We start from the raw sequence: 20,302 nt of genomic DNA, 5'->3' as shown, positions 1-20,302 counted from the left end.
CACCGATCGACAACAACCCGGTGGAAAACGCCATCCGGCCGATCGCACTGGGGAAGAAGAACTGGTTGTTTGCCGGCAGCGAAGCCAGCGGCCGCCGTGCCGCCGCAATCCAGAGCCTGCTTGGCACCGCGAAACTGAACGGCATTGAGCCGCTGAGTTGGCTGACGGAAACGCTGGAAAAACTGCCGGCCTGGCCGAACAGCCAAATCGACGAGTTGCTGCCACTGCGACGCTAACCGAGGCGGTTTCCTTGATCAATGCGGGGCGGCTGGACGCTTACAATATACCCACCGAAACAGCATTTATTCCGGACAACAAAAAACCCGCCAAGGCGGGTTTTTTGTTGTCCACTCCAGGGCTTATCAGCAGCCGTAGGGATGGCGCAGCACAATGGTTTCTTCGCGATCCGGGCCGGTCGACACGATGTCGATCGGGGCTTCGCAGACTTCGGCGATGCGCTCCAGATACTTGCGGGCATTTTCCGGCAGGTCTTCCCACTTCTTCACACCGAAGGTGGATTCGCTCCAGCCCGGCATCGATTCGTAGACCGGCGTGCAGCGGGCGATCTGCTCGGCGCCGACCGGCAGGATGTCGATCTTCTCGCCATCAAGCATATAGCCGGTGCACAGCTCGATGGTTTCGATGCCGTCCATCACGTCGAGCTTGGTCACGCACAGACCGGAAACACCGTTGATCTGGATCGAGCGCTTCAGCGCAGCGGCATCGAACCAGCCACAGCGGCGCGGACGACCAGTCACCGAGCCGAACTCGTTGCCACGCTTGGCCAGACCAGCGCCGACATCATCAAACAGCTCGGTCGGGAACGGGCCGGAACCCACGCGGGTGGTGTAGGCCTTCACGATGCCCAGCACATACTGCAGCATCTGCGGCGCCACACCGGCGCCGGGCGCTGCGGCACCGGCCACACAGTTGCTGGAGGTCACGAACGGATAAGTGCCGTGGTCGATGTCGAGCAACGTTCCTTGTGCGCCTTCGAACAGCAGCGGGCGACCCGCCTTGTTCATGTCGTACAGCGTGCGCGACACGTCGGCCAGCATCGGGCGGATGCGCTCGGCGTGTGCCAGCGTGTCGTCGTAAACCTTCTGGAAATCAACCGGCTCGGCCTTGAAGTAGTTCACCAGCTGGAAGTTGTACCATTCGAGGTTTTCCAGCAGCTTGGCGGCGAAACGCTCCGGATGATAGATATCCTGCAGGCGGATCGAGCGGCGCGCGATCTTGTCTTCGTAGGCCGGGCCGATGCCACGACCGGTGGTGCCGATCTTCTTCTCGCCCTTGGCGGCTTCGCGCGCCTGATCCAGCGCGATGTGATACGGCAGGATGAGCGGACACGCTTCGGAAATGCGCAGGCGGCTGGCGACGTCGATGCCGGCAGCGTCGAGCTCGTCGATTTCCTTGAGCAGGGCTTCCGGAGACAGCACCACGCCGTTGCCGATAAAGCAGGCCTTGCCTGCGTGCAGGATGCCGGACGGGATCAGGCGCAGGACGGTCTTCTTGCCGCCGACCACCAGTGTGTGACCCGCATTGTGACCGCCCTGGAAGCGCACCACACCCTGGGCGTGATCGGTCAGCCAGTCAACAATCTTGCCCTTGCCCTCATCGCCCCATTGGGTGCCGATCACGACGACGTTTCTGCTCATTCAAAACCTCGATGCCAAATTCAGTTGCAATGGAAACTTGCAGTACACAAGACGCGAGCGCGCCCCGTTACGGGCGCGCTCGTGCCATAAAAACCGCATGATACCTTCTGTTAGGGTTTTCCGCTAACAGCTTGTTGAAAAAGCCGCCCGAACTTCCGGGCCGTGCAGGCCAACCCGGCGCCAGAGCCTAAAATCCACCAATAATCAAGCACTTGACCGGCTGGCGAATGCCTTAGCCCTGCCGAAAGTAAATTCCGTGCAGATGCCCTGCGACGGGAAATCAGGCCTGGCTGACGGGAAATACCTGCCAGTCGCCCGCTTCCTGGCGCAGGATGCGGTCAAACTCGACCTCGCCTGCGGCAACGCCCAGATTGACGATGACGGTTTCACCGGCGTTGCGCAAAGCCCGGATGGTGGCAATCAGCGCCGGATCGTCGCCGGCCGGTGCCAGAATGCCGGGACGCGCCGCCGGGAAAGGCAGCTGCGTCAGCGCGCGCACATCCAGGCTGAACCCGGTGGCAGGCCGCGAGCGGCCGAATTTTTCACCAACCGAATCATAGCGGCCACCCCGCGCGACGGCATTGGCAAAGCCCGGTGTGTAGGCATTGAAGACCAGACCGGTGTGGTAATCACTGCTGTGCAATTCGGACAAATCAAAACCCACGGCAATGCCGCGCAATTGCAGGGCGGATTGCAACTGCGCGAGCGTATCGAGCGCAGCGCTGATGGCCGGCAGCGCCGGCAGGCTTGCCCGCGCCTTGTCCAGCACCTCGGCATCGCCGTAGCACTGCGCCAGCGCCTGCAGGCCTTGCGCCAGCTCCGCCGGCAGGCCGGCGGTGAGTTCGTGCAGGCTGGGGGCATCTTTTTGCTGCAAGGCGACAAATACCTGTTCACGCGCCTCGCCGCTCAGGGCTGCGGCGTCAGCCAGGGCAAGAAATAGCCCGAGATGGCCGATTTCAAGACGCAATTCCTTCACACCGGCCAGCGTCAGACTTTCCACCATCAGTTCGATGATTTCCACATCGGCGGCAATGCCGGCAACCCCGTAGATTTCGGCGCCAATCTGGCGCGGCTCGCGCGTGGCCAGAATACCGTCCGGACGCGTGGTCACCACCGAGCCGGCATAGCACAGGCGTGTCACCCCCTGGCGATTGAGCAGATGGGCATCGATGCGCGCCACCTGGGGCGTGATGTCGGCGCGCAAGCCCATCTGCCGACCGGTCAGCTCGTCGACGAGCTTGAAGGTTTTCAGATCGAGTGCGCGATCATCCTGGGTAAACAGGGATTCAACATATTCCACAAGTGGCGGCTGCACCAGCTCGTAACCATAACGGGCGAACAGATCGAGCAGGCTGCGGCGCATGGCCTCGATCTGGCGGGCTTCGGACGGCAGAACGTCCGAGATGTATTCGGGAAGAATCCAGTTTCGCATTATCGGCACACATGAAAATGCCCGCGCACGACATGGCGCGGGCCAGAACGGATTTTACCGCTAGCAGGCTGCTGAATGACAGCCCGTGCCACGGTTTTCGCTAAAAAGCAGGAAAAACGCCAGAATCAGCGGCCCGCCTCAACCTATCAGGCCGCCAGCATCACGACGGTGCAGCCCAGGCCAAGGGCCAGAAGCCCGCCCAGCCGTATCTGCCTGTCGGTCATGCCGGCCAGGTTGAGCATCACCGTGCGCCACAAGGCCGGGCGAGCGAAAGGCAGGAGCCCCTCGCCCACCAGCATCAGCCCGAACGCCAGCCAGAGGGCGTCACTCACTTGCCGCCACCGGCGCGCGGATTCTTCATGTACTTGAAGAATTCGCCGCTGGGTTCCAGCACCATGACATCGCTCTTCTTCGCGAAGCTTTCACGATAGGCATCCATGCTCTTGTAAAAGGCGTAGAACTCGGGATTGGCGCCATAGGCCGCAGCGGAAATGGCCGCTGCGCGGGCATCACCCTCACCCTTGAGCTTCTGCGCCTTGTTGTAGGCATCGGCAAGCAGCACTTCACGCTGTTTGTCGGCGTCGGCCTTGATCTTGTCGGCCTGGGCGGCACCTTCGGCACGCAGACGGTTGGCCTCGGTCTTGCGCTCGGACTGCATGCGCTCATACACCGAGTTCAAGGTACCCGCTTCCAGCTCGACGCGCTTGAGGCGAATATCGAGCACCTTCACGCCAAGGTTGGCGGCATCCGTATCGGCGACCTTGCTGACCTGCTTCATGACTTCTTCGCGCTTGCCGGAAATCACGTCCTGAACGGTGCGCTTGCCGAACTCGTCGCGCAGCATGTTGTTCACCGTATTGCGCAAGCGGTCGGTCGCCTTGCGGTCATCCAGCCCGACCGCCTTGTAGAACTTTTCGACATCGACGATTTGCCACTTGATGTAGCTGTCGGCCAGCACATTCATTTTCTCGATGGTCTGGATGCGCGCCGGTTGTGATTCATCGATAGTCTGGATCCGTCGGTCGAAACGGCGCACTTCCTGAACAAAGGGCACCTTGAAATAGATCCCGGGCTTGCTGATGATGCGCTTGGCTTCAGAGAACTGGAACACCACGGCGCTGTAGCGCTCGTCCACGGTAAACAGCGTCAGCGAGGACAGGAACAGCAGCAACAACCCCGCCGCCAGAAATGTAATGAGACGATTCATGCATTTATCCTCTTATCGGCCATCGCGTTCGCTGCGCAGCGGTGCGGTGCGCGCGGGAACGGGTTCGGGCTTGCTGGCCGGCGCCAGCTGCTCGGTGCTGCGGGTATCCGGAGCCTGACCAGCGGCGCCAGGAGCGGTGGACTGAATCAGCTTGTCCAGTGGCAGATAGAGCAGATTGCCGCCGGCCTTCTGGTCCACCACGACCTTGGTCGTATTCTTGAACACCTGCTGCATGGTCTCGTAGTACATGCGATCGCGAGTCACTTGCGGTGCCTTGGCGTATTCGGCAGCGATCTGGCGGAAACGGTCGGCATCACCCTCCGCGCGCGAGACGATCTTCTGCTGATAGCCCTCCGCCTCCTGCAAGAGGCTGGCTGCCGTACCGCTGGCGCGCGGCACGACGTCATTGAAGTAGGCGCGACCTTCATTGATGAGCCTGTCCCTGTCCTGGCGAGCCTTCACCGCATCACGGAACGCGTCCTGCACTTCCTTGGGCGCCTGAACATCCTTGATGTTGACCCGGGCGATCGAAACCCCAAGACGGTAGCGGTCTATCAGCTGCTGCATCAATACGCGGGTGTCTTCGCCAATGCGGCCGCGGCCTTCGTTGAGCACGGCATCGACATTGTTGCGGCCGACAATTTCGCGAATCGCCGACTCGGCGACCTGGTTGACGATGTCGCGCGCATCCGGATCATCCGGTCGAATCTTGTTGTTGAACAGGAAGTCCTTGGCATTGGTGAGCGTGTACTGCACGTTGAGCTGGACTTCGATTACATTCTGGTCGGCGGTCAGCATCATGGCACTACCTGCGCCGCCGTCGGGGCCACCGCTCACGCCAAGATCCAGACTGCGGATTTCGGTCATGTTGACGATCTCGCTGCGCATCAGCGGCCAGGGCATGCGCCAATGCAAACCCGGTGATTCGATGGTCTGCAGATAGCGGCCGAACTGGGTGATCACCGCATTTTCACGCTCGTCGACAATGTAGAAACCGCTGGCCGCCCAGAGGGCCACAGCTACGCCTGCGGCAATGCCCAGACCTCGCGTCGCGGACACACCGCCACCGCCATTGCCCGGCAACGGCCGGTTGTTTCCGAAGAGCCGGCCAGCCTTGTCGCCCAGCGAGCGAAAGATTTCATCAAGGTCTGGCGGGCCGTCTTTGCGCCCTCCGCGCTGCGGGTCGTTCTGACTCATTCATTTTCCTTGGCGGATTGATTCATTGTGGTAATTAACGCATCTCTGAGGAGATCAAGGCCGGTGCCACGCATGGCGCTGACCCGCACTGCGGAAATATGGCCAGCCTCGTCATACTCAAGGCCCGCCGCCTGTTCCCGCAGGTCAATCTTGTTCCAGACCAGCATTTGCGGAATCTGTTCCGCACCGATTTCGTTTAATACCTTGTTGACCTCGTCGATCTGCATTTCCCGCAAGGGATGGGTGACATCGACCACGTGCAACAGCAGATCGGCCTCAATGGTTTCTTCCAGCGTTGCCCGGAAGGCCGCAACGAGCGTGTGCGGCAATTGCCGGATGAATCCTACGGTATCCGAAATGATGACGGAATGCTCTGCATCCAGATACAGCTTGCGCGATGTTGTATCCAGCGTAGCGAATAGCTGGTCGGCCGCATAGCTTCTGGCCTTGGTCAGCGCATTGAAAAGTGTGGATTTGCCGGCATTGGTGTAGCCGACAATGGATACCGTGAACTCCCCGCGGCGGATGCGCGAGCGACGTTGCGTCTGGCGCTGCTTCTGCACTGTGGCCAGCTGGGCCTTGAGGCGCTTGACGCGTCCACCGATCAGGCGGCGATCCGTTTCCAGCTGGGTCTCACCCGGACCGCGCAGGCCAATCCCGCCCTTCTGACGCTCAAGGTGAGTCCAGCCGCGTATTAGCCGGGTCTGGATGTGCGCAAGTTGCGCCAGCTCCACCTGCAATTTGCCTTCGGATGTTCTGGCGCGCTGGGCAAAAATATCCAGAATCAGCGTGGTGCGATCCAGCACGCGGCACTGCAGCGCGCGCTCCAGGTTGCGCTCCTGCGCTGGCGACAGCTGGTGATTGAAAATGACCAGTTCCGCGCCATGCGCAGCCACAGCTTCGGCGATTTCCTGGACCTTGCCGGAACCGGCAAAAAACGCCGGATCGGGCCTTTGCCGCTTGCCTTCGACTACGAACAGTGGATTGACCCCAGCCGATTCGGTCAGCTGGACAAACTCGTCCACATCATCGCGAAAATCGGGGGAACCAAAATCCAGACAGACCAGAACGGCCTCGTCACCTTTTTTGTGCCGTTCAAACATCAGCGCTTATCTTCAACTTCAAACCGATCATTAAAATCAAAAACCCCGCAGCCTGAGACTGCGGGGTAGTCAGTGTATCAAGGCCGATCAGCCTTCCAGCGTTGCGGATGCTGGCGATTCGTGAGGAATGTTGACCGGGCGCGACGGCACCACGGTCGAGATGGCATGCTTGTAAACCATTTGCGTAACAGTGTTGCGCAGCAGCACGACATACTGGTCGAAGGACTCGATCTGGCCTTGCAGCTTGATGCCATTGACCAGATAGATGGAAACAGGCACGTGCTCCTTGCGCAGGATATTCAGAAACGGGTCTTGCAACATTTGCCCCTTGGCACTCATTTTTTAGTTCTCCGACTTTTGACGTTATCAGGTACCACGATCATGCAGATCAGGCCTTGCCTGTCCTAGAGCTTATAGTACACAAGACAGGCTAAACCAATTGTAAAAAATTACCGTAAACAAACTGCAAGGATCACTTTTTGCCCTTGCCCTCGGCAAGTTTGGTGCGATGTTTGGTCTTCATTCGCGGATTGAGCTTGGCAGTTGGCGCCGGCTTGACCTCGAAGGGATTGTCGCTCTTCTTGAACTGTACCCGCAGCGGCGTGCCCTGCAATTTGAACATTTTCAGGAAGGTATGTTCCAGATAGCGCCAGTAGGCAGCGGGCACCTGCTCGAGCGCGTTGCCGTGAATGACCACGACAGGCGGATTGGTCCCCCCCTGGTGGGCATATCGCAGCTTCGGTCTCACCTTGCCGGCCAGCGGAGGCTGCTGGCGCTCCAATGCAAGCTGCAAGGCGCGGGTGAGCTTCGGCGTCGGAATCTTGGTCATTGCCGCGGCATACGCCTGATCGATCGAGGCAAACAGCTCGCCCACACCCTTGCCCTGCAATGCCGAGATGTAGTGAAACTTGGCAAAGTCGAGGAAGGCCAGCTTGCGGGCAATATCACGCTTGATCTGGTCTTTTTGCTCCTGGCTGGCAGCTTCCCATTTGTTGACGGCAACGACCAGCGCGCGCCCGGCTTCCAGCACAAAACTGGCCACCCTGGCGTCCTGGTCGGATACGTCCTGGGTCGCATCCAGCACCAGCACGGCGACATTGGCATCTTCAATCGCCTGGATGGTCTTGATCACCGAAAATTTTTCGATGGTGTCCGTTACCTTGCCACGACGGCGCACGCCAGCCGTGTCGATGATGGTGTACTGGCCGCCATTGCGCTCGAAATCGATGTAAATCGAGTCACGGGTCGTGCCTGGTGCGTCAAAGGCAATCACGCGCTCTTCGCCGAGTACGGCATTGACCAGCGTGGACTTGCCGACATTCGGACGACCGACGATCACGAATTTCGGGTGATCGAGTTCTTCCTCGGCCTCGGGCTCCGGAAACTTGGCAAGGATTTCATTGAGCAGACTGCGCACGCCTTCGCCATGCGAAGCGGAAATTGCGGCGGGCTCGCCCAGACCCAGCTCGAAAAACTCCGAGGTCACCACACTCTGGTTCATGCCCTCGACCTTGTTGACCGCCAGCCAGACCGGACGCGAGCCCTGGCGCAAGCGATTCGCGATCATCTTGTCGTGCGGGGTGAGACCGGTACGGCCATCGACGATAAAAATGATCGCGTCAGCCTCATCAACAGCCTGCAAGGTCTGCCGGGCCATTTCAAACATGATGCCCTCATCGACCACCGGCTCGAAACCACCCGTATCGACAACCAGATACGGTTTTTCACCCACACGGCCATGGCCGTAATGGCGGTCGCGGGTCAAGCCGGGGAGATCGGCGACCAGTGCGTCGCGGGTCTTGGTCAGGCGGTTGAATAATGTTGATTTGCCAACATTAGGCCGGCCTACCAGAGCAATCGTGGGTTTCATGCAAATCCTTACTTCACGTCATAAGCGTACAAACCACCCTTGGCGGTCTGTACCAGTACAGCATTGTCCGACAGGGCCTGCGGCGTCACCGCCACACGGCCGCCATCGCTGGCGCGGCGAGCGACAAAGCTGCCGTCATCCTTGTTCAGCCAGTGCACATAGCCTTCAAAATCGCCAACGGCAATGAAATTGCCGGCCAGCGCCGGTGCGCTCAAGGAGCGATTGGCGAGCTTGTCCTGGCGCCACAGATTGCGCCCGGATTCGCGATCAAAGGCCTGCACAGCGCCCTTGTCATCACTCAGATAAACATTGCGGCCATCCATCGTTAGCCCGGATGCGCTGGATGCCTCACGTGTCCACAGCAATGCGCCCGATTTGGCGTCGAGGCAGGCAACACGCCCCTGGAAGGCCACCGCGCAGACACTGCCATTGCTGGCAACCGGTGTACTCACGATGTCGGTCACGCGCTCCAGTTCGGAAGCGCCACGCGGCAAGGCCACGGGAGCATCCCAGCGGACACGCCCATCCTGCAGCGACAGCGCGACGACACGGCCGGCCGGCATGCCGACATAAACCATGTCATTGTCAATCAGCGGAGCCGCAAAATTGCGCAAGAGCAGTGCTGGCTGCTGACGCTGATAGAACCACTTCAGGCTGCCATCCTGAGCGGAGAAGGCAGCAACACGGCCATCGACGCTGCGCACCAGCACCAGTCCGCCGCCAAGCACGGGCGGAGCGATCACTTCACTGGTGGTCCTGACGGTCCATTGCTGCTTCCCATCGCGCGAATACGCGATGACCTCACCCTTGAGCGTGCCGACGACGACCAGTTGCTCGTCGAGCCCGACTCCGCCTGCCACCGGCTTGTCCAGAGCGACGCTCCAGCGCGTGCGACCGGAAGCACGATCAAGCAATGCCAGCTGATTCGGGGCACCGGCCACGGCAATCAGCCCTTCGCTGATGGCTGGCCGGAACCGATAGCTGGTACCGCCGCCAATACTGCCCTGCCACAAGGTTGACACCGCAGCGCGCTCGCTGATGGCTGGCAAGGGATTGGGCTCGGGAGCATTGCTGGTGGTACCGCACGCGGTCAACACACCGGCCAGCAACAGGCACATCGAGACACTTCGCATGTTCAGCATCATTTGGCTCCGAGCGCATCCAGCTTGAATTCGATCAGCTTGTAACCCGGCAATTCCTTGTCGGTCCTGGCCAGCGCAGACTTGTAAGCCTCGCGTGCGGCGGACTTGTCGCCCTTCAGCTGCAGGACATCACCACGAAAATCGGCATAAATCCCCGCATAGGACTCTGCTTCAGGCGCCTTCACCAGCCCCAGCGCTTCGTCATATTTCTTTTCGTCCAGCGCAATGGCAGCCAGACGCAGGCGGGTAATGTCACGCACGGTCACCTCGCTGGTGTTGGCCAGAACCCATTGCAGTTCGCTGCGTGCTTCCGGCAGCTTGCCACGCACATAGCCTTGCTGCGCGGCCAGCAAGGCTGCGCGTGTGGCATAGGCCGAAGACGGATACTCGAGCTTGAGGACTTGCAGTTGCGCCTGGAACTGCTTTTCATCGGCGGATTGTTGCAGCTGCAGGAAAACGGCGCTGGCCTTGGCATTGACATGGCGCTGCCAGGCAAGCCAGCCTTGCCAGGCGGCAAAGCCAAGCACGGCCACCAGCAGCGCGGCAGCCACGTAACGGCCCCAGTCTACCCACCACGCCTTGAAGGCAGCAATCTGTTCCTGTTCCTGTAAATCAAACGCAGCCATGATTAATTCCTGTTAGTGATCGGTTTCGTGATTTCGCTCAGTTGCCGGCAAGCACGGCCCGCAATTCGCTGACATTGACGCTTTGTTGCTGCCCCTGCTCGCCATCGCGCAAGGATTTGAGATTGACCGTACCGGCCGCCACTTCCTCGTCGCCGATCACCACGGCATGGCGGGCGCCGCTGGCATCAGCCTTCTTGAACTGAGATTTGAAGCTGCCACCACCCGCATGCAGGATGACATCCAGCCCGCTCTCGCGCAGCTCGCGCGCCAGCAGGAAAGCCGCCTTGGCAGCCGCCTCGCCCTGGTGCACCAGATAGACATCCGGGAGTGCTTCGGGCAAGGCCACGGCCTGCGCCTCCAGCAAGAGCAGCAGGCGCTCGATGCCGATGGCGAAACCAACCGCAGGGCAAGGCTTGCCGCCCAGCTGCTCGACCAGGCCGTCATAACGGCCGCCGGCCGCCACGGTAGCCTGGGCGCCAAGCTGGTCGGTTGTCCACTCGAACACGGTGCGGTTGTAATAATCAAGCCCGCGCACCAGACGATCGTTCAGGCGATAGGCAATCCCGGCCGCATCAAGCAGGGCCTGTACGCCGGCAAAGTGGCGACGCGACTCTTCGCCGAGATAATCGGCAAGACGCGGCGCGCCTTCGGCCATTTGCTGCAGCGCCGGATTCTTGGTGTCCAGTACCCGCAATGGATTGGTGTAAAGACGGCGCTTGCCGTCTGCATCGAGAATGTCCTGAAACTGCTCGAGGTAGGCAATCAGCGCCACACGATGCGCAGCACGTTCTTCGGCGTTGCCCAGCGAATTGAGCTCCAGCTGCAAACCGGTCAGACCCAGCCGGCGCCACAGATCCGCCAGCATGAGAATCTGTTCGGCATCCACATCCGGGCCATCAAAGCCGAAAGCCTCGATGCCGAGCTGATGAAACTGGCGATAGCGGCCTTTCTGCGGGCGTTCATGGCGGAACATCGGACCGATGTACCACAGGCGCTGCGTCTGGTTGTACAGCAGGCCATGCTCGATGCAGGCGCGCACGCAACCTGCGGTGCCTTCCGGACGCAGGGTCAGTTTTTCGCCGTTGAGGCTGTCTTCAAAGGAGTACATTTCCTTTTCGACAATGTCGGTGTGCTCGCCAACACCGCGCACGAAGAGGCCGGTGGGCTCGATGACCGGCATGCGGATCTGCTTGTAGCCGTAGGCGCGCCCCCAGTCCCGAAACACTGACTCGACATGCAGCCAGCGCTGGCTGTCTTGGGGCAGCACATCATTCATGCCCCGGATACCCTGAATTGTATTTGCCATAAACCGTTTAAATGATTAGGTCCTGAGCCTATACCCCATAAATGGGAATGACTCGCGGTGCATCTTCCTTGCGCTTGGCGCCACCTTCGCCATAACGCGTCTTCACATAGTTTTCCACGATGGCCTGGAACTCTTCGGCAACACGCTCGCCCTTGAGCGTGACATCCTTCTCGCCATCGATATACACGGGGCAGACGGGTACTTCACCCGTACCCGGCAGCGAAATGCCGATATCGGCCAGCTTGGATTCGCCGGGGCCGTTGACGACACAGCCCATCACGGCAACTTTCATGTCTTCGACACCCGGATACTGGCTGCGCCACACTGGCATCTGCACGCGCAGGAAATTCTGGATGTCCTGCGCCAGCTCCTGGAAAACGGTCGAGGTCGTGCGGCCACAGCCCGGGCACGCTGTCACCAACGGCACAAACGCCCGCAGGCCCATGGTTTGCAGCAACTCCTGCGCCACGACGACTTCCTTGGTACGGTCGCCACCGGGTTCAGGCGTCAGCGAAATGCGGATGGTATCACCAATCCCTTCCTGCAAGAGCACACCCAGCGCCGCCGAGGAGGCCACAATCCCCTTGGAGCCCATGCCTGCCTCGGTCAAGCCCAGGTGCAGCGGATAATCGCAGCGCGCCGCGAGGTCACGGTAGACCGCGATCAGATCCTGCACGTGCGAGACCTTGCAGGACAACAGAATCTGGTCGGGCGACAGCCCCCAGCTCTGCGCCTGCTCGGCCGACTCCAGCGCGGACACGATCAGCGCTTCGCGCATCACCGCCTCGGCGGCCAGAGGCTGAGCCAGCTTGCTGTTTTCGTCCATCATGCGCGCCGCGATGGCCTGGTCCAGCGAGCCCCAGTTCACACCGATGCGGACGGCTTTCTGGTATTCGATGGCCTTCTCGACCATATAGGCGAATTTTTCATCGCGCTTCGCCCCCTTGCCGACATTGCCGGGATTGATGCGGTACTTGGCCAGGGCCTGGGCGCACTCGGGATAATCGCGCAAGAGGCGATCGCCATTGAAGTGAAAATCGCCCACCAGCGGGACGCGACACCCCCAGTTGTCCAGCTTTTCCCAGATGGCGGGCACGGCGGCCGCAGCTTCCGGGCTATTGACGGTGATGCGCACCACTTCGGAGCCGGCACGCCACAACTCGAAAATCTGGCGGGCCGTCCCTTCGGCGTCGGCGGTATCGGTATTGGTCATGGACTGAACCATGACCGGGTGGTCGCTACCAACCCAGACATGGCCGATGCGAACCTGGCGGGTCTTGCGACGAGTTATCGGATGAGTCATTTGTCGTGCTGCTTATTTCAATTCCAGAGTCGCCACTTCAGCGCGGGTCGACGAAGCCAGGTCCACCGGCTTGCCACGAAAAACCACTTTGGTGTGGGGCGCATTGCCCACCTTGAGCTGATAAGGCAGCTTGCCGCCCAGTACCTGTTCGGAGCCCGGTTTCAGAAGACCGGAATACAGCTTGCTGCCGTCACCATCAAGCACCTGAACCCAGCTCTCGGAGGTTGTGGAAATCCTGAGGTCGCTGTTGCCGATAGCCACACTGGCCAGCACCGCGCCAGGCGCACTGGCCGGCGGGATGACAATCACGGCCTCGCTGGCGACGCTGGCCTGACTGGCCCTGCTGACCAGACTGGCATTCGAGGCCACGCTGGCGGCAGCGAGAGCGGGCTCGCTGGCCTGCGGCTCGGAAGCGGCAAGGACTACGGCTTCAATCGCCGAGGCTTCCGGCAGCGCCACTTCGGGCGCCCCCGGCTGCTGCACGTACCAGAACACAATGCCGGCGCCGATCAGCAAGCCGGCCATTGCGCCAAATACCTTCAAAAAGGATCTGGGGGCCTCTCCGCCTGAGGCAAATGAAGGCCCCTCATCCTGTGGCAACTTCGGCAAGGCAGCCTGACTGCGCTCTGGCGGCAGCAGTGCCGCGAGCTGATCCAGCAGCGCCTGTGCGTCCAGGTTCAGCAAGCGCGCATAATTGCGGACAAAGCCGCGTACGAAGGTGTTGCCCGGCAAGGCGGCGAAATCATCGCTTTCCAGCGCCTGGATCTGGTGAACCGACAGCTTGAGCTGTTCGGCCACCTGCGCCTGCGACCACCCCTGCAATTCGCGGCCGACCCGTAATGCCGCCCCGGGAGATGGCGCCCCTGCCATCATCGAATCAGTCATTGTTCTTGTTCCCGTCTGGCTTTGTCAGTCATAGTTGGCAGCTTTCAGCTGCCCTGCTTCTTTGCTGTCCGGAAACTGCGCCAGCAACTGGCTGGACAGCTTTTTCTCTTCGGCACGGTTGCCAGCCTTGCGTTCGATGCGCACGCCCAGCCACAGCAAATCCGCCGGCGCAGGCTCAACCAGGCGGGTAAGGCCCAGATAGGCATTGCGCGCCTCCTGAATCTGCCCGGCCTGCAAGAGCTGCGTGGCCAGACGGAAGCGTGCGGCAACATTGGCCGGCCGATACTGCAGGGCCATTCGCAAATAGGCAATGGCGGCATTGGGGTCGCCGGCCTTGCTCGCGCAGTCGGCAGCAACCACGTAGGTATTGTCGATTCTCGGGTAGGTGGTCTGCGGAAAGACCTGCTCCAGCCGCTTCAGGCCAGCGGCATAGTCACTGCGCGAACAGAGAAACCAGCCGTAATTGTGATTGACATCAGGATCGGCCGGCGCAATGCCCAAAGCCTGCTGAAAACTGTTCACCGCCATGCCGTCGTCGCGCAATTCGGCAAAGGACAGCGCAATCATCAGGTGGGCACCCACGTTCTTCGGGTCGGCTGCCAGGGCTTTCTTGGCTTCGTCAATCGCGATGGGATATTGGCCGCGGCGGTAATATTCGGCGGCCAGTTCGGTGCGAATGCGCGAGCGCTCTTCACCAGTCTGCCCCTGATTGGCCTGTGCACCCAGCAGTGACAGCAACGCGCCAAGCGCGACAAGCATGAATTTGCGGATCAATCCTCAGCCTCCCCTCTATGGAAATGCACGGTCTGGATCTGGGACTGGCGCGCAGTGCGCCGGGTCCGGTCCTTGACCTGACCGGCGAGCTGACCACAGGCAGCGTCAATGTCGTCACCGCGGGTTTTACGCACGGTCACGACCTGGCCACCTTCGGCGAGCACATCCCGGAAACGGAGAATAGCATCCCGCGACGAGCGGTTGTAGCCTGAATTGGGGAAGGGATTGAAGGGAATCAGGTTGAATTTGCAGGAAACCTGCTTGGCAATCTCGAGCAATTCCCGCGCATGCTCGGGCTGATCATTGATGCCCTCGAGCATGATGTACTCGAAGGTCACAAAGTCGCGGGGCGCCTTGTCGAGATAGCGGTTGCATGCCGCAAGCAGCTCTTTTATCGGATATTTCTTGTTGATCGGCACGATTTCATCGCGCAGGCGATCATTGGACGCATGCAGGCTGACCGCCAGGGCAACCGGGCAATCATCCCGCAGACGATCCATGGCCGGCACCAGCCCGGATGTGGACAGGGTCACGCGCCGGCGCGACAGGCCATAGGCATTGTCATCCAGCATCAGGCGTAGCGCGCGCACGACATTTTCATAATTCGCCAGCGGTTCGCCCATGCCCATCATCACCACATTCGACACGATGCGTGCATCTGCATTCTGCACGCCCCCCTGCGCCGAACCGATGCGTGCGGCCTCGTGCGACAGCCGTTGATTGGCCCACCAGAGCTGGCCAATGATTTCCGCCGTACTGAGATTGCGATTGAAGCCCTGGCGAGCGGTCGAGCAGAACGTACACTCGAGAGCACAGCCCACCTGGCTGGAAACACAGAGCGTGCCGCGATCATCCTCGGGGATGAATACGGTTTCGACGCCGTTGCCAACGCCCACATCCAGCAGCCATTTGTGCGTACCGTCGCTGGCGACCTGCTCGGCGAGCATGGCCGGGGCAGTGACCATAGCCCCGGCTTGCAGCTTCTCGCGAAAGGACTTGGCAATATCGGTCATGGCGGCGAAATCGCTCTCGCCGCGCTGGTGAACCCATTTCATCAGCTGCTTGCCACGAAAGGGCTTCTCGCCAAACTGGGCCATCAGCGCCAGCATGCCTTCGGCATCGTAATCAAGCAGATTGACCGACATTGCCATCACTCCTTGATCAGCGGCCTGCGTACACTTCGCTGGAGGCGAAGAAGTAGGCAATTTCGATGGCAGCGTTTTCCGGGCTGTCAGAACCGTGTACGGCGTTGGCGTCAATGGACTCGGCGAAATCGGCACGGATGGTACCGGCATCGGCCTTTTTCGGGTCGGTAGCACCCATCAGTTCGCGGTTCTTCAGAATGGCATTTTCGCCTTCCAGAACCTGGATCATCACCGGACCGGAGGTCATGAAGTTCACCAGGTCATTGAAGAAGGGGCGCTCCTTGTGAACGGCATAAAAGCCTTCGGCTTCGGCGCGGGACAGATGCTTCATCTTGGCGGCAACGATCTTCAGGCCGGCGGACTCGAAGCGATCATAAATCTTGCCGATCACGTTCTTGCCTACAGCGTCCGGCTTTACGATGGAAATGGTGCGTTCAATAGCCATGTTTGTGTATCTCCGATTGGTTTTCATGGGTTGTTTTAAACCGACAGCCCGCCAGCCAGTGTTGGCAGCGGCAAAATTCTGGGCTAGCCTCATGAGCCTGCTAAGACGCACACAGATTTATATTAAAACGCTGGCGTTTTCAGGCTTGGCGACAGCCGAGCCAATCCGATGCGCAGGCAAAATAGCCCTACAGTATAACAAACCAAGCGATCCTGGCATATGAGCAATGATTCCTTTGATCCACTCCTGCAGCAGGAGGAGCAGCGGCGTCTGCGCGGGCAACTGCTGTGGCGCCTGGGCATCGCCGGAATCGTACTGGGCGGCGCACTGGCAGCCATACTCTGGCTGGAAAAGCAGCAAGTGCCGCCCGCAGAACCCGCAGTCGCCACGCCTCGCATTGCCCCGCCCTTGCCCAGCAACACTCCCCTTGTTACGCCAGCCCCCACGCCAGCGGACGCCTCCAGTCCCGAGGCCAGTGCCGCCAGTAGCATCGCCTCACCGGTCAGCACGACAGCGCCACCCAGCCCATCTCCCAGCCCTGCCACGACCACTCCGCAGACGATCACCCCGCTGACGACCAGCCGCGGCATTCAACCCGCCCCGACCATTGCCGCCAGCAACGGGGAGAAACACCCGGCAAGGCCAGCGGGCAGCAGGCCTGCCGCGACACCAGCCCCCCAGGTCACCCCCGACACTGCAACACGCCCAGCAGCGTCCGTTGACGCGCAAGCCGCGCAGCCAGCCCCCCCTCCGGACAGCGGCAAGCCAAGAGGTGAAGCCAAAGGTGAATACATCGTGCAGGCCGGCGTTTTCCTGCACGCCGCAAAAGCCGAGAAACTGCTGGCGCAACTGCAAAAGGCCGGCATCCCGGCCTACCTGGAAACCCGGGTACAGATCGGCCCCTTCCGCAACAAGGCGGAAGCCGACACGGCCATCGCCAAGCTCAGAAGCATGGGCATCGAGCCGGTGGTACGGAGCAAGTAAAGAAATCAAACACCAGGGTATGCAGCCACAGCCATTCACACAAAAAGGCTGCAGCCGCATACCCCAGGCAAATCAGACGAAAGCCCATCCGATTGCATCGCTCGGCTTAATGCACGCCCTCGTCAGGCAGGAAAGTCACTTCCGGCAGGCCGGAAATCAGCACCGCCTGCCGCAAGGCCTCAACCGCGGCGGCACGCGGAAAATTGCGCCGCCAGGCAAGCATGACGCGCCGGGTCGGCACTGGCGGCACAAAGGGCCGGATGGCCAGCAAATGCTCATCCGCCTCGGTCACCGAGGTCGCCGGCAAGACCGTCACCCCCACACCGCCAGCCACCATGTGCCGGATTGTGGTCAGCGAACTGCCCTGCAGCGTGCGCTGCAGACTGCCGCCAGCCCCGAGACTTTCACGATTCAGATCCGGACAGGTTTGCAGCACATGATCGCGAAAGCAGTTGCCGGGCGACAGCAACAGCACATTCTCGTCGGCCAGCTGCTCGGAATGGATTTCCTGCTGCGCCTCCCAGGGGTGCCCCTTGGGCGTCGCCACCACAAAGGGCTCCTCATAGACAACCTGCGTGGCGACACCGGGCTCGCTGAAGGGCTCGGCCAGAATCGCCACATCGATCTCGCCCTGCTTGAGCATCTCCGCCAGACGCGAGGTGTAATTCTCTTCCAGCAGCATCTGCATCTGCGGCGCCTGCAGGCGCAGGGCCGGAATCAGGTATGGCAAGAGATAGGGGCTGATCGTGTAGATGATGCCGACGCGCAGGCTGCCGGCCAGCGGATCCTTGCCCTGCTCGGCCAGCTGCTTGATGAGCTGGACTTCTTCCAGCACAGTCTGGGCCTGCCCGACAATGCGCTCGCCGATCGGCGTGAGCGACACATCACCGGCCGAACGCTCGAACAGCGTCACACCCAGCTCGTCCTCGAGCTTCTTGACCGCGACTGACAGGGTGGGCTGGGAAACGAAACAACTGGCGGCTGCGCGCCCAAAATGCCGCTCGCGCGCCACGGCAACGATATAGCGCAGTTCGGTCAGGGTCATGCGCGCACCGCCTTTTGCTGCCAGGCGCGGATCAGCCAGCCGGACGCAGCCAGCCCGACAAAGCCCAGCCCGGCCCAGATTGCCAGACTCAAGCCCAATACTTCGTCACGCTCTGCACACTCGCCATGCCCGGCCAGCACCGACTCGAAGACCTGCAGCCAAGGCTGGGTTTCGAACAGAAAACCCAGACCGGCGCCACAACTTGGCAGGTTGCTGGCATCGACAAAATACTGCAGGTGCACCTGCCGCAAGGAAATCGACAGACCGGCCAGTGCAACCAGACTCAGCAGCGCAGGCCAGAAGCGACCCCAGCGTGGCAATGGCAGCAAGGCGGCCAGCAGCGCCACCAGGCCACAGGCAATGATGGCGATGCGCTGGAAGATGCACAGCGGGCACGGATCCTTGAATTCGTAATACTGCTGATAAAGGGCGAAGCCGATTGCCGCCGCACAAAAAAGCACCACAGCCAGAAACCCCAGACGCCACCGCATTGCCATTGCTCCCCGAGACAAAAACCACGCGCCAATGCGGCGCAAACGGCGATTCTAGCAGCCTGCACGGCAAAGACCCACAACGGCCAGACGGCAAAAGATATGCTATATGCGCAAACGGAGCGTTTCTGTATAATGCGGCTTTGCGTCCAAGGATTCTGCTCCATGCGTGTTGTCCAGAAAGCCCTCACCTTCGACGACGTCCTGCTCGTCCCCGCTCATTCCAACATTCTCCCGCGCGACGTCAACCTTTCCACCCAGCTGACGCGCGACATCCGCATCAACCTCCCGCTGATTTCCGCCGCGATGGATACCGTCACCGAAGCGCGTCTGGCCATTGCCATCGCGCAGGAAGGCGGCATGGGCATCGTGCACAAGAACATGAATGCCAAGGCGCAGGCCTTCGAGGTTTCCAAGGTCAAGCGCTACGAATCCGGCATCGTCAAGGATCCGGTCACCATCGCGCCGAACATGCTGGTGCGCGATGTGCTGCAACTGACGCGTCAGCACAAGATTTCCGGCCTGCCGGTGATCGACGCCAGCGGCACCGTGGCCGGCATCGTCACCAACCGTGACCTGCGCTTCGAATCGCGCCTGGATGAATCGGTCGCCAACATCATGACCCCGCGCGAACGCCTGGTCACCGTGCGCGAAGGTGCCAGCATCGACGAGGCTCGCCGCCTGATGCACGAGAACCGCCTCGAGCGCGTGCTGGTCGTCGACGACGCCTTCCGCCTGAAGGGCCTGATTACCGTCAAGGACATCATCAAGACCAGCGAACACCCGAATGCCGCCAAGGACGACCAGGGCCGCCTGCGTTGCGGCGCAGCCGTCGGCGTGGGCGCAGGTACCGAAGAGCGCGTCGAGCTGCTGGCCGAAGCCGGCGTTGACGTGATCGTCGTTGACACCGCGCACGGCCACAGCCAGGGCGTGCTGGATCGCGTGAACTGGGTCAAGAAGAACTTCCCGCAGGTGCAGGTGATTGGCGGCAATATCGCCACCGCCGCCGCCGCGCTGGCGCTGGTTGATGCCGGCGCCGACGGCGTCAAGGTCGGCATCGGCCCCGGCTCCATCTGCACCACGCGCATCGTGGCCGGCGTCGGCGTTCCGCAAATCACCGCGGTCGCCAACGTCGCCAAGGCTCTGGCCGACACCGGCGTGCCGCTGATTGCCGATGGCGGCATCCGCTATTCCGGCGACATCGCCAAGGCACTCGCCGCCGGCGCACATTGCGTGATGCTGGGCGGCCTCTTTGCCGGCACCGAAGAAGCGCCGGGCGAGGTCGAGCTCTACCAGGGCCGCAGCTACAAGAGCTATCGCGGCATGGGTTCGCTGGGCGCCATGGCCGGCGCCAACGGCTCGTCCGACCGCTACTTCCAGGACAAGACCGCCGATGCGGACAAGCTGGTTCCGGAAGGCATCGAAGGCCGCGTTGCCTACAAGGGCCCGATGACCGCCATCGTGCACCAGCTGGTCGGCGGTATCCGCTCTTCCATGGGCTACCTCGGCTGCGCGACCATTGCCGACATGCACGCCAGGGCCGAATTTGTCGAAATTACCTCGGCCGGCATCCGCGAGTCGCATGTGCACGATGTGCAGATCACCAAGGAAGCGCCGAACTACCGGATGGAATGATCCACAGTCTCTGGACAAACCACCGCACAGCAAAAAGCCGAAGCAAATACTTCG

Annotated in this window: 21 protein-coding genes; 3 read left to right on the top strand and 18 right to left on the bottom strand. The window is 61.0% G+C overall.

Features of this window, described 5'->3' with window-relative positions:
* Window positions 1-236, top strand: a 236-nt coding sequence (locus tag C515_RS0108575) for a transposase domain-containing protein (RefSeq protein ID WP_028455185.1), incomplete at its 5' end; no start/stop codon positions are given.
* Window positions 237-362: 126 nt separating this feature from the next.
* Here the strand turns inward: C515_RS0108575 and C515_RS0108570 are convergent.
* The 16 genes from C515_RS0108570 to ndk form a co-directional block, all read right to left on the bottom strand.
* The gene (locus C515_RS0108570) at window positions 363-1,658 is read right to left on the bottom strand and encodes an adenylosuccinate synthase (protein ID WP_028455184.1); all 1,296 of its coding nucleotides are present in this window, start codon (window positions 1,656-1,658) and stop codon (window positions 363-365) included.
* Between the two features lie 280 nt (window positions 1,659-1,938).
* Window positions 1,939-3,090 carry an ATP phosphoribosyltransferase regulatory subunit gene (locus C515_RS0108565; RefSeq protein ID WP_028455183.1) on the bottom strand — a complete coding sequence of 384 codons (1,152 nt, stop codon included), beginning with the start codon at window positions 3,088-3,090 and terminating at the stop codon, window positions 1,939-1,941.
* A 146-nt stretch (window positions 3,091-3,236) separates the two neighbouring features.
* Entirely contained in the window at window positions 3,237-3,422 is a 186-nt protein-coding gene (locus tag C515_RS0108560; protein ID WP_028455182.1) for a DUF2065 domain-containing protein, read from the bottom strand.
* Entirely contained in the window at window positions 3,419-4,297 is an 879-nt protein-coding gene (hflC, locus tag C515_RS0108555; protein WP_028455181.1) for a protease modulator HflC, read from the bottom strand. Before hflC ends, C515_RS0108560 begins: the two co-directional genes overlap by 4 nt.
* Window positions 4,298-4,309: 12 nt before the next feature.
* Window positions 4,310-5,494: an FtsH protease activity modulator HflK gene (gene hflK, locus C515_RS20305; RefSeq protein ID WP_051304787.1), complete on the bottom strand. Its 1,185-nt coding sequence runs from the start codon at window positions 5,492-5,494 to the stop codon at window positions 4,310-4,312.
* A complete protein-coding gene (gene hflX, locus C515_RS0108545; RefSeq protein ID WP_028455180.1) occupies window positions 5,491-6,597 on the bottom strand; it encodes a GTPase HflX in 1,107 nt (368 codons plus the stop codon). Before hflX ends, hflK begins: the two co-directional genes overlap by 4 nt.
* An 87-nt stretch (window positions 6,598-6,684) precedes the next feature.
* Window positions 6,685-6,936: an RNA chaperone Hfq gene (gene hfq, locus C515_RS0108540; protein ID WP_028455179.1), complete on the bottom strand. Its 252-nt coding sequence runs from the start codon at window positions 6,934-6,936 to the stop codon at window positions 6,685-6,687.
* A gap of 133 nt (window positions 6,937-7,069) precedes the next feature.
* Window positions 7,070-8,467 carry a ribosome biogenesis GTPase Der gene (gene der, locus C515_RS0108535; protein WP_028455178.1) on the bottom strand — a complete coding sequence of 466 codons (1,398 nt, stop codon included), beginning with the start codon at window positions 8,465-8,467 and terminating at the stop codon, window positions 7,070-7,072.
* An 8-nt stretch (window positions 8,468-8,475) separates the two neighbouring features.
* Entirely contained in the window at window positions 8,476-9,612 is a 1,137-nt protein-coding gene (gene bamB / locus C515_RS0108530; RefSeq protein ID WP_051304786.1) for an outer membrane protein assembly factor BamB, read from the bottom strand.
* On the bottom strand, window positions 9,609-10,235 hold the full coding sequence (locus tag C515_RS0108525) for a YfgM family protein (protein ID WP_028455176.1): 627 nt from the start codon (window positions 10,233-10,235) through the stop codon (window positions 9,609-9,611). Before C515_RS0108525 ends, bamB begins: the two co-directional genes overlap by 4 nt.
* A gap of 37 nt (window positions 10,236-10,272) precedes the next feature.
* Window positions 10,273-11,541, bottom strand: a complete 1,269-nt coding sequence (gene hisS, locus C515_RS0108520; protein WP_028455175.1) for a histidine--tRNA ligase — start codon at window positions 11,539-11,541, stop codon at window positions 10,273-10,275.
* Window positions 11,542-11,569: 28 nt separating this feature from the next.
* Window positions 11,570-12,844: a flavodoxin-dependent (E)-4-hydroxy-3-methylbut-2-enyl-diphosphate synthase gene (gene ispG, locus C515_RS0108515; RefSeq protein ID WP_028455174.1), complete on the bottom strand. Its 1,275-nt coding sequence runs from the start codon at window positions 12,842-12,844 to the stop codon at window positions 11,570-11,572.
* Between the two features lie 12 nt (window positions 12,845-12,856).
* On the bottom strand, window positions 12,857-13,729 hold the full coding sequence (locus C515_RS0108510) for a RodZ domain-containing protein (protein WP_081686837.1): 873 nt from the start codon (window positions 13,727-13,729) through the stop codon (window positions 12,857-12,859).
* A gap of 24 nt (window positions 13,730-13,753) precedes the next feature.
* Window positions 13,754-14,503, bottom strand: a complete 750-nt coding sequence (gene pilW / locus C515_RS0108505; protein ID WP_028455172.1) for a type IV pilus biogenesis/stability protein PilW — start codon at window positions 14,501-14,503, stop codon at window positions 13,754-13,756.
* Window positions 14,500-15,648 (bottom strand): dual-specificity RNA methyltransferase RlmN, encoded by a 1,149-nt coding sequence (gene rlmN / locus C515_RS0108500; RefSeq protein ID WP_028455171.1) that lies wholly within the window; start codon window positions 15,646-15,648, stop codon window positions 14,500-14,502. Before rlmN ends, pilW begins: the two co-directional genes overlap by 4 nt.
* Window positions 15,649-15,664: 16 nt before the next feature.
* Window positions 15,665-16,093 carry a nucleoside-diphosphate kinase gene (ndk, locus tag C515_RS0108495; RefSeq protein WP_028455170.1) on the bottom strand — a complete coding sequence of 143 codons (429 nt, stop codon included), beginning with the start codon at window positions 16,091-16,093 and terminating at the stop codon, window positions 15,665-15,667.
* Between the two features lie 219 nt (window positions 16,094-16,312).
* On the opposite strand from ndk, the gene C515_RS23040 reads away from it, so the two are divergent.
* Window positions 16,313-17,077, top strand: coding sequence for an SPOR domain-containing protein (locus C515_RS23040; RefSeq protein ID WP_081686836.1), 765 nt, complete (start codon window positions 16,313-16,315; stop codon window positions 17,075-17,077).
* 106 nt (window positions 17,078-17,183) lie between these two features.
* On the opposite strand, the gene C515_RS0108485 is transcribed toward C515_RS23040, so the two are convergent.
* Window positions 17,184-18,122 (bottom strand): hydrogen peroxide-inducible genes activator, encoded by a 939-nt coding sequence (locus tag C515_RS0108485; protein WP_028455168.1) that lies wholly within the window; start codon window positions 18,120-18,122, stop codon window positions 17,184-17,186.
* Window positions 18,119-18,613 (bottom strand): disulfide bond formation protein B, encoded by a 495-nt coding sequence (locus C515_RS0108480; RefSeq protein WP_051304783.1) that lies wholly within the window; start codon window positions 18,611-18,613, stop codon window positions 18,119-18,121. The genes C515_RS0108485 and C515_RS0108480 overlap by 4 nt, the downstream gene beginning before the upstream one ends.
* Before the next feature lie 165 nt (window positions 18,614-18,778).
* Here C515_RS0108480 and guaB point away from each other — a divergent pair, with 165 nt between their 5' ends.
* On the top strand, window positions 18,779-20,248 hold the full coding sequence (guaB, locus tag C515_RS0108475) for an IMP dehydrogenase (protein ID WP_028455166.1): 1,470 nt from the start codon (window positions 18,779-18,781) through the stop codon (window positions 20,246-20,248).
* Window positions 20,249-20,302 lie beyond the last annotated feature (54 nt).

Origin of the sequence: Chitinilyticum litopenaei DSM 21440 (genome assembly GCF_000428145.1) — a bacterium.
GTDB lineage: Bacteria > Pseudomonadota > Gammaproteobacteria > Burkholderiales > Chitinibacteraceae > Chitinilyticum > Chitinilyticum litopenaei.
The sequence above is the reverse complement of the archived record's forward strand: the minus strand, read 5'-3'. Positions and strand labels throughout refer to the sequence as shown.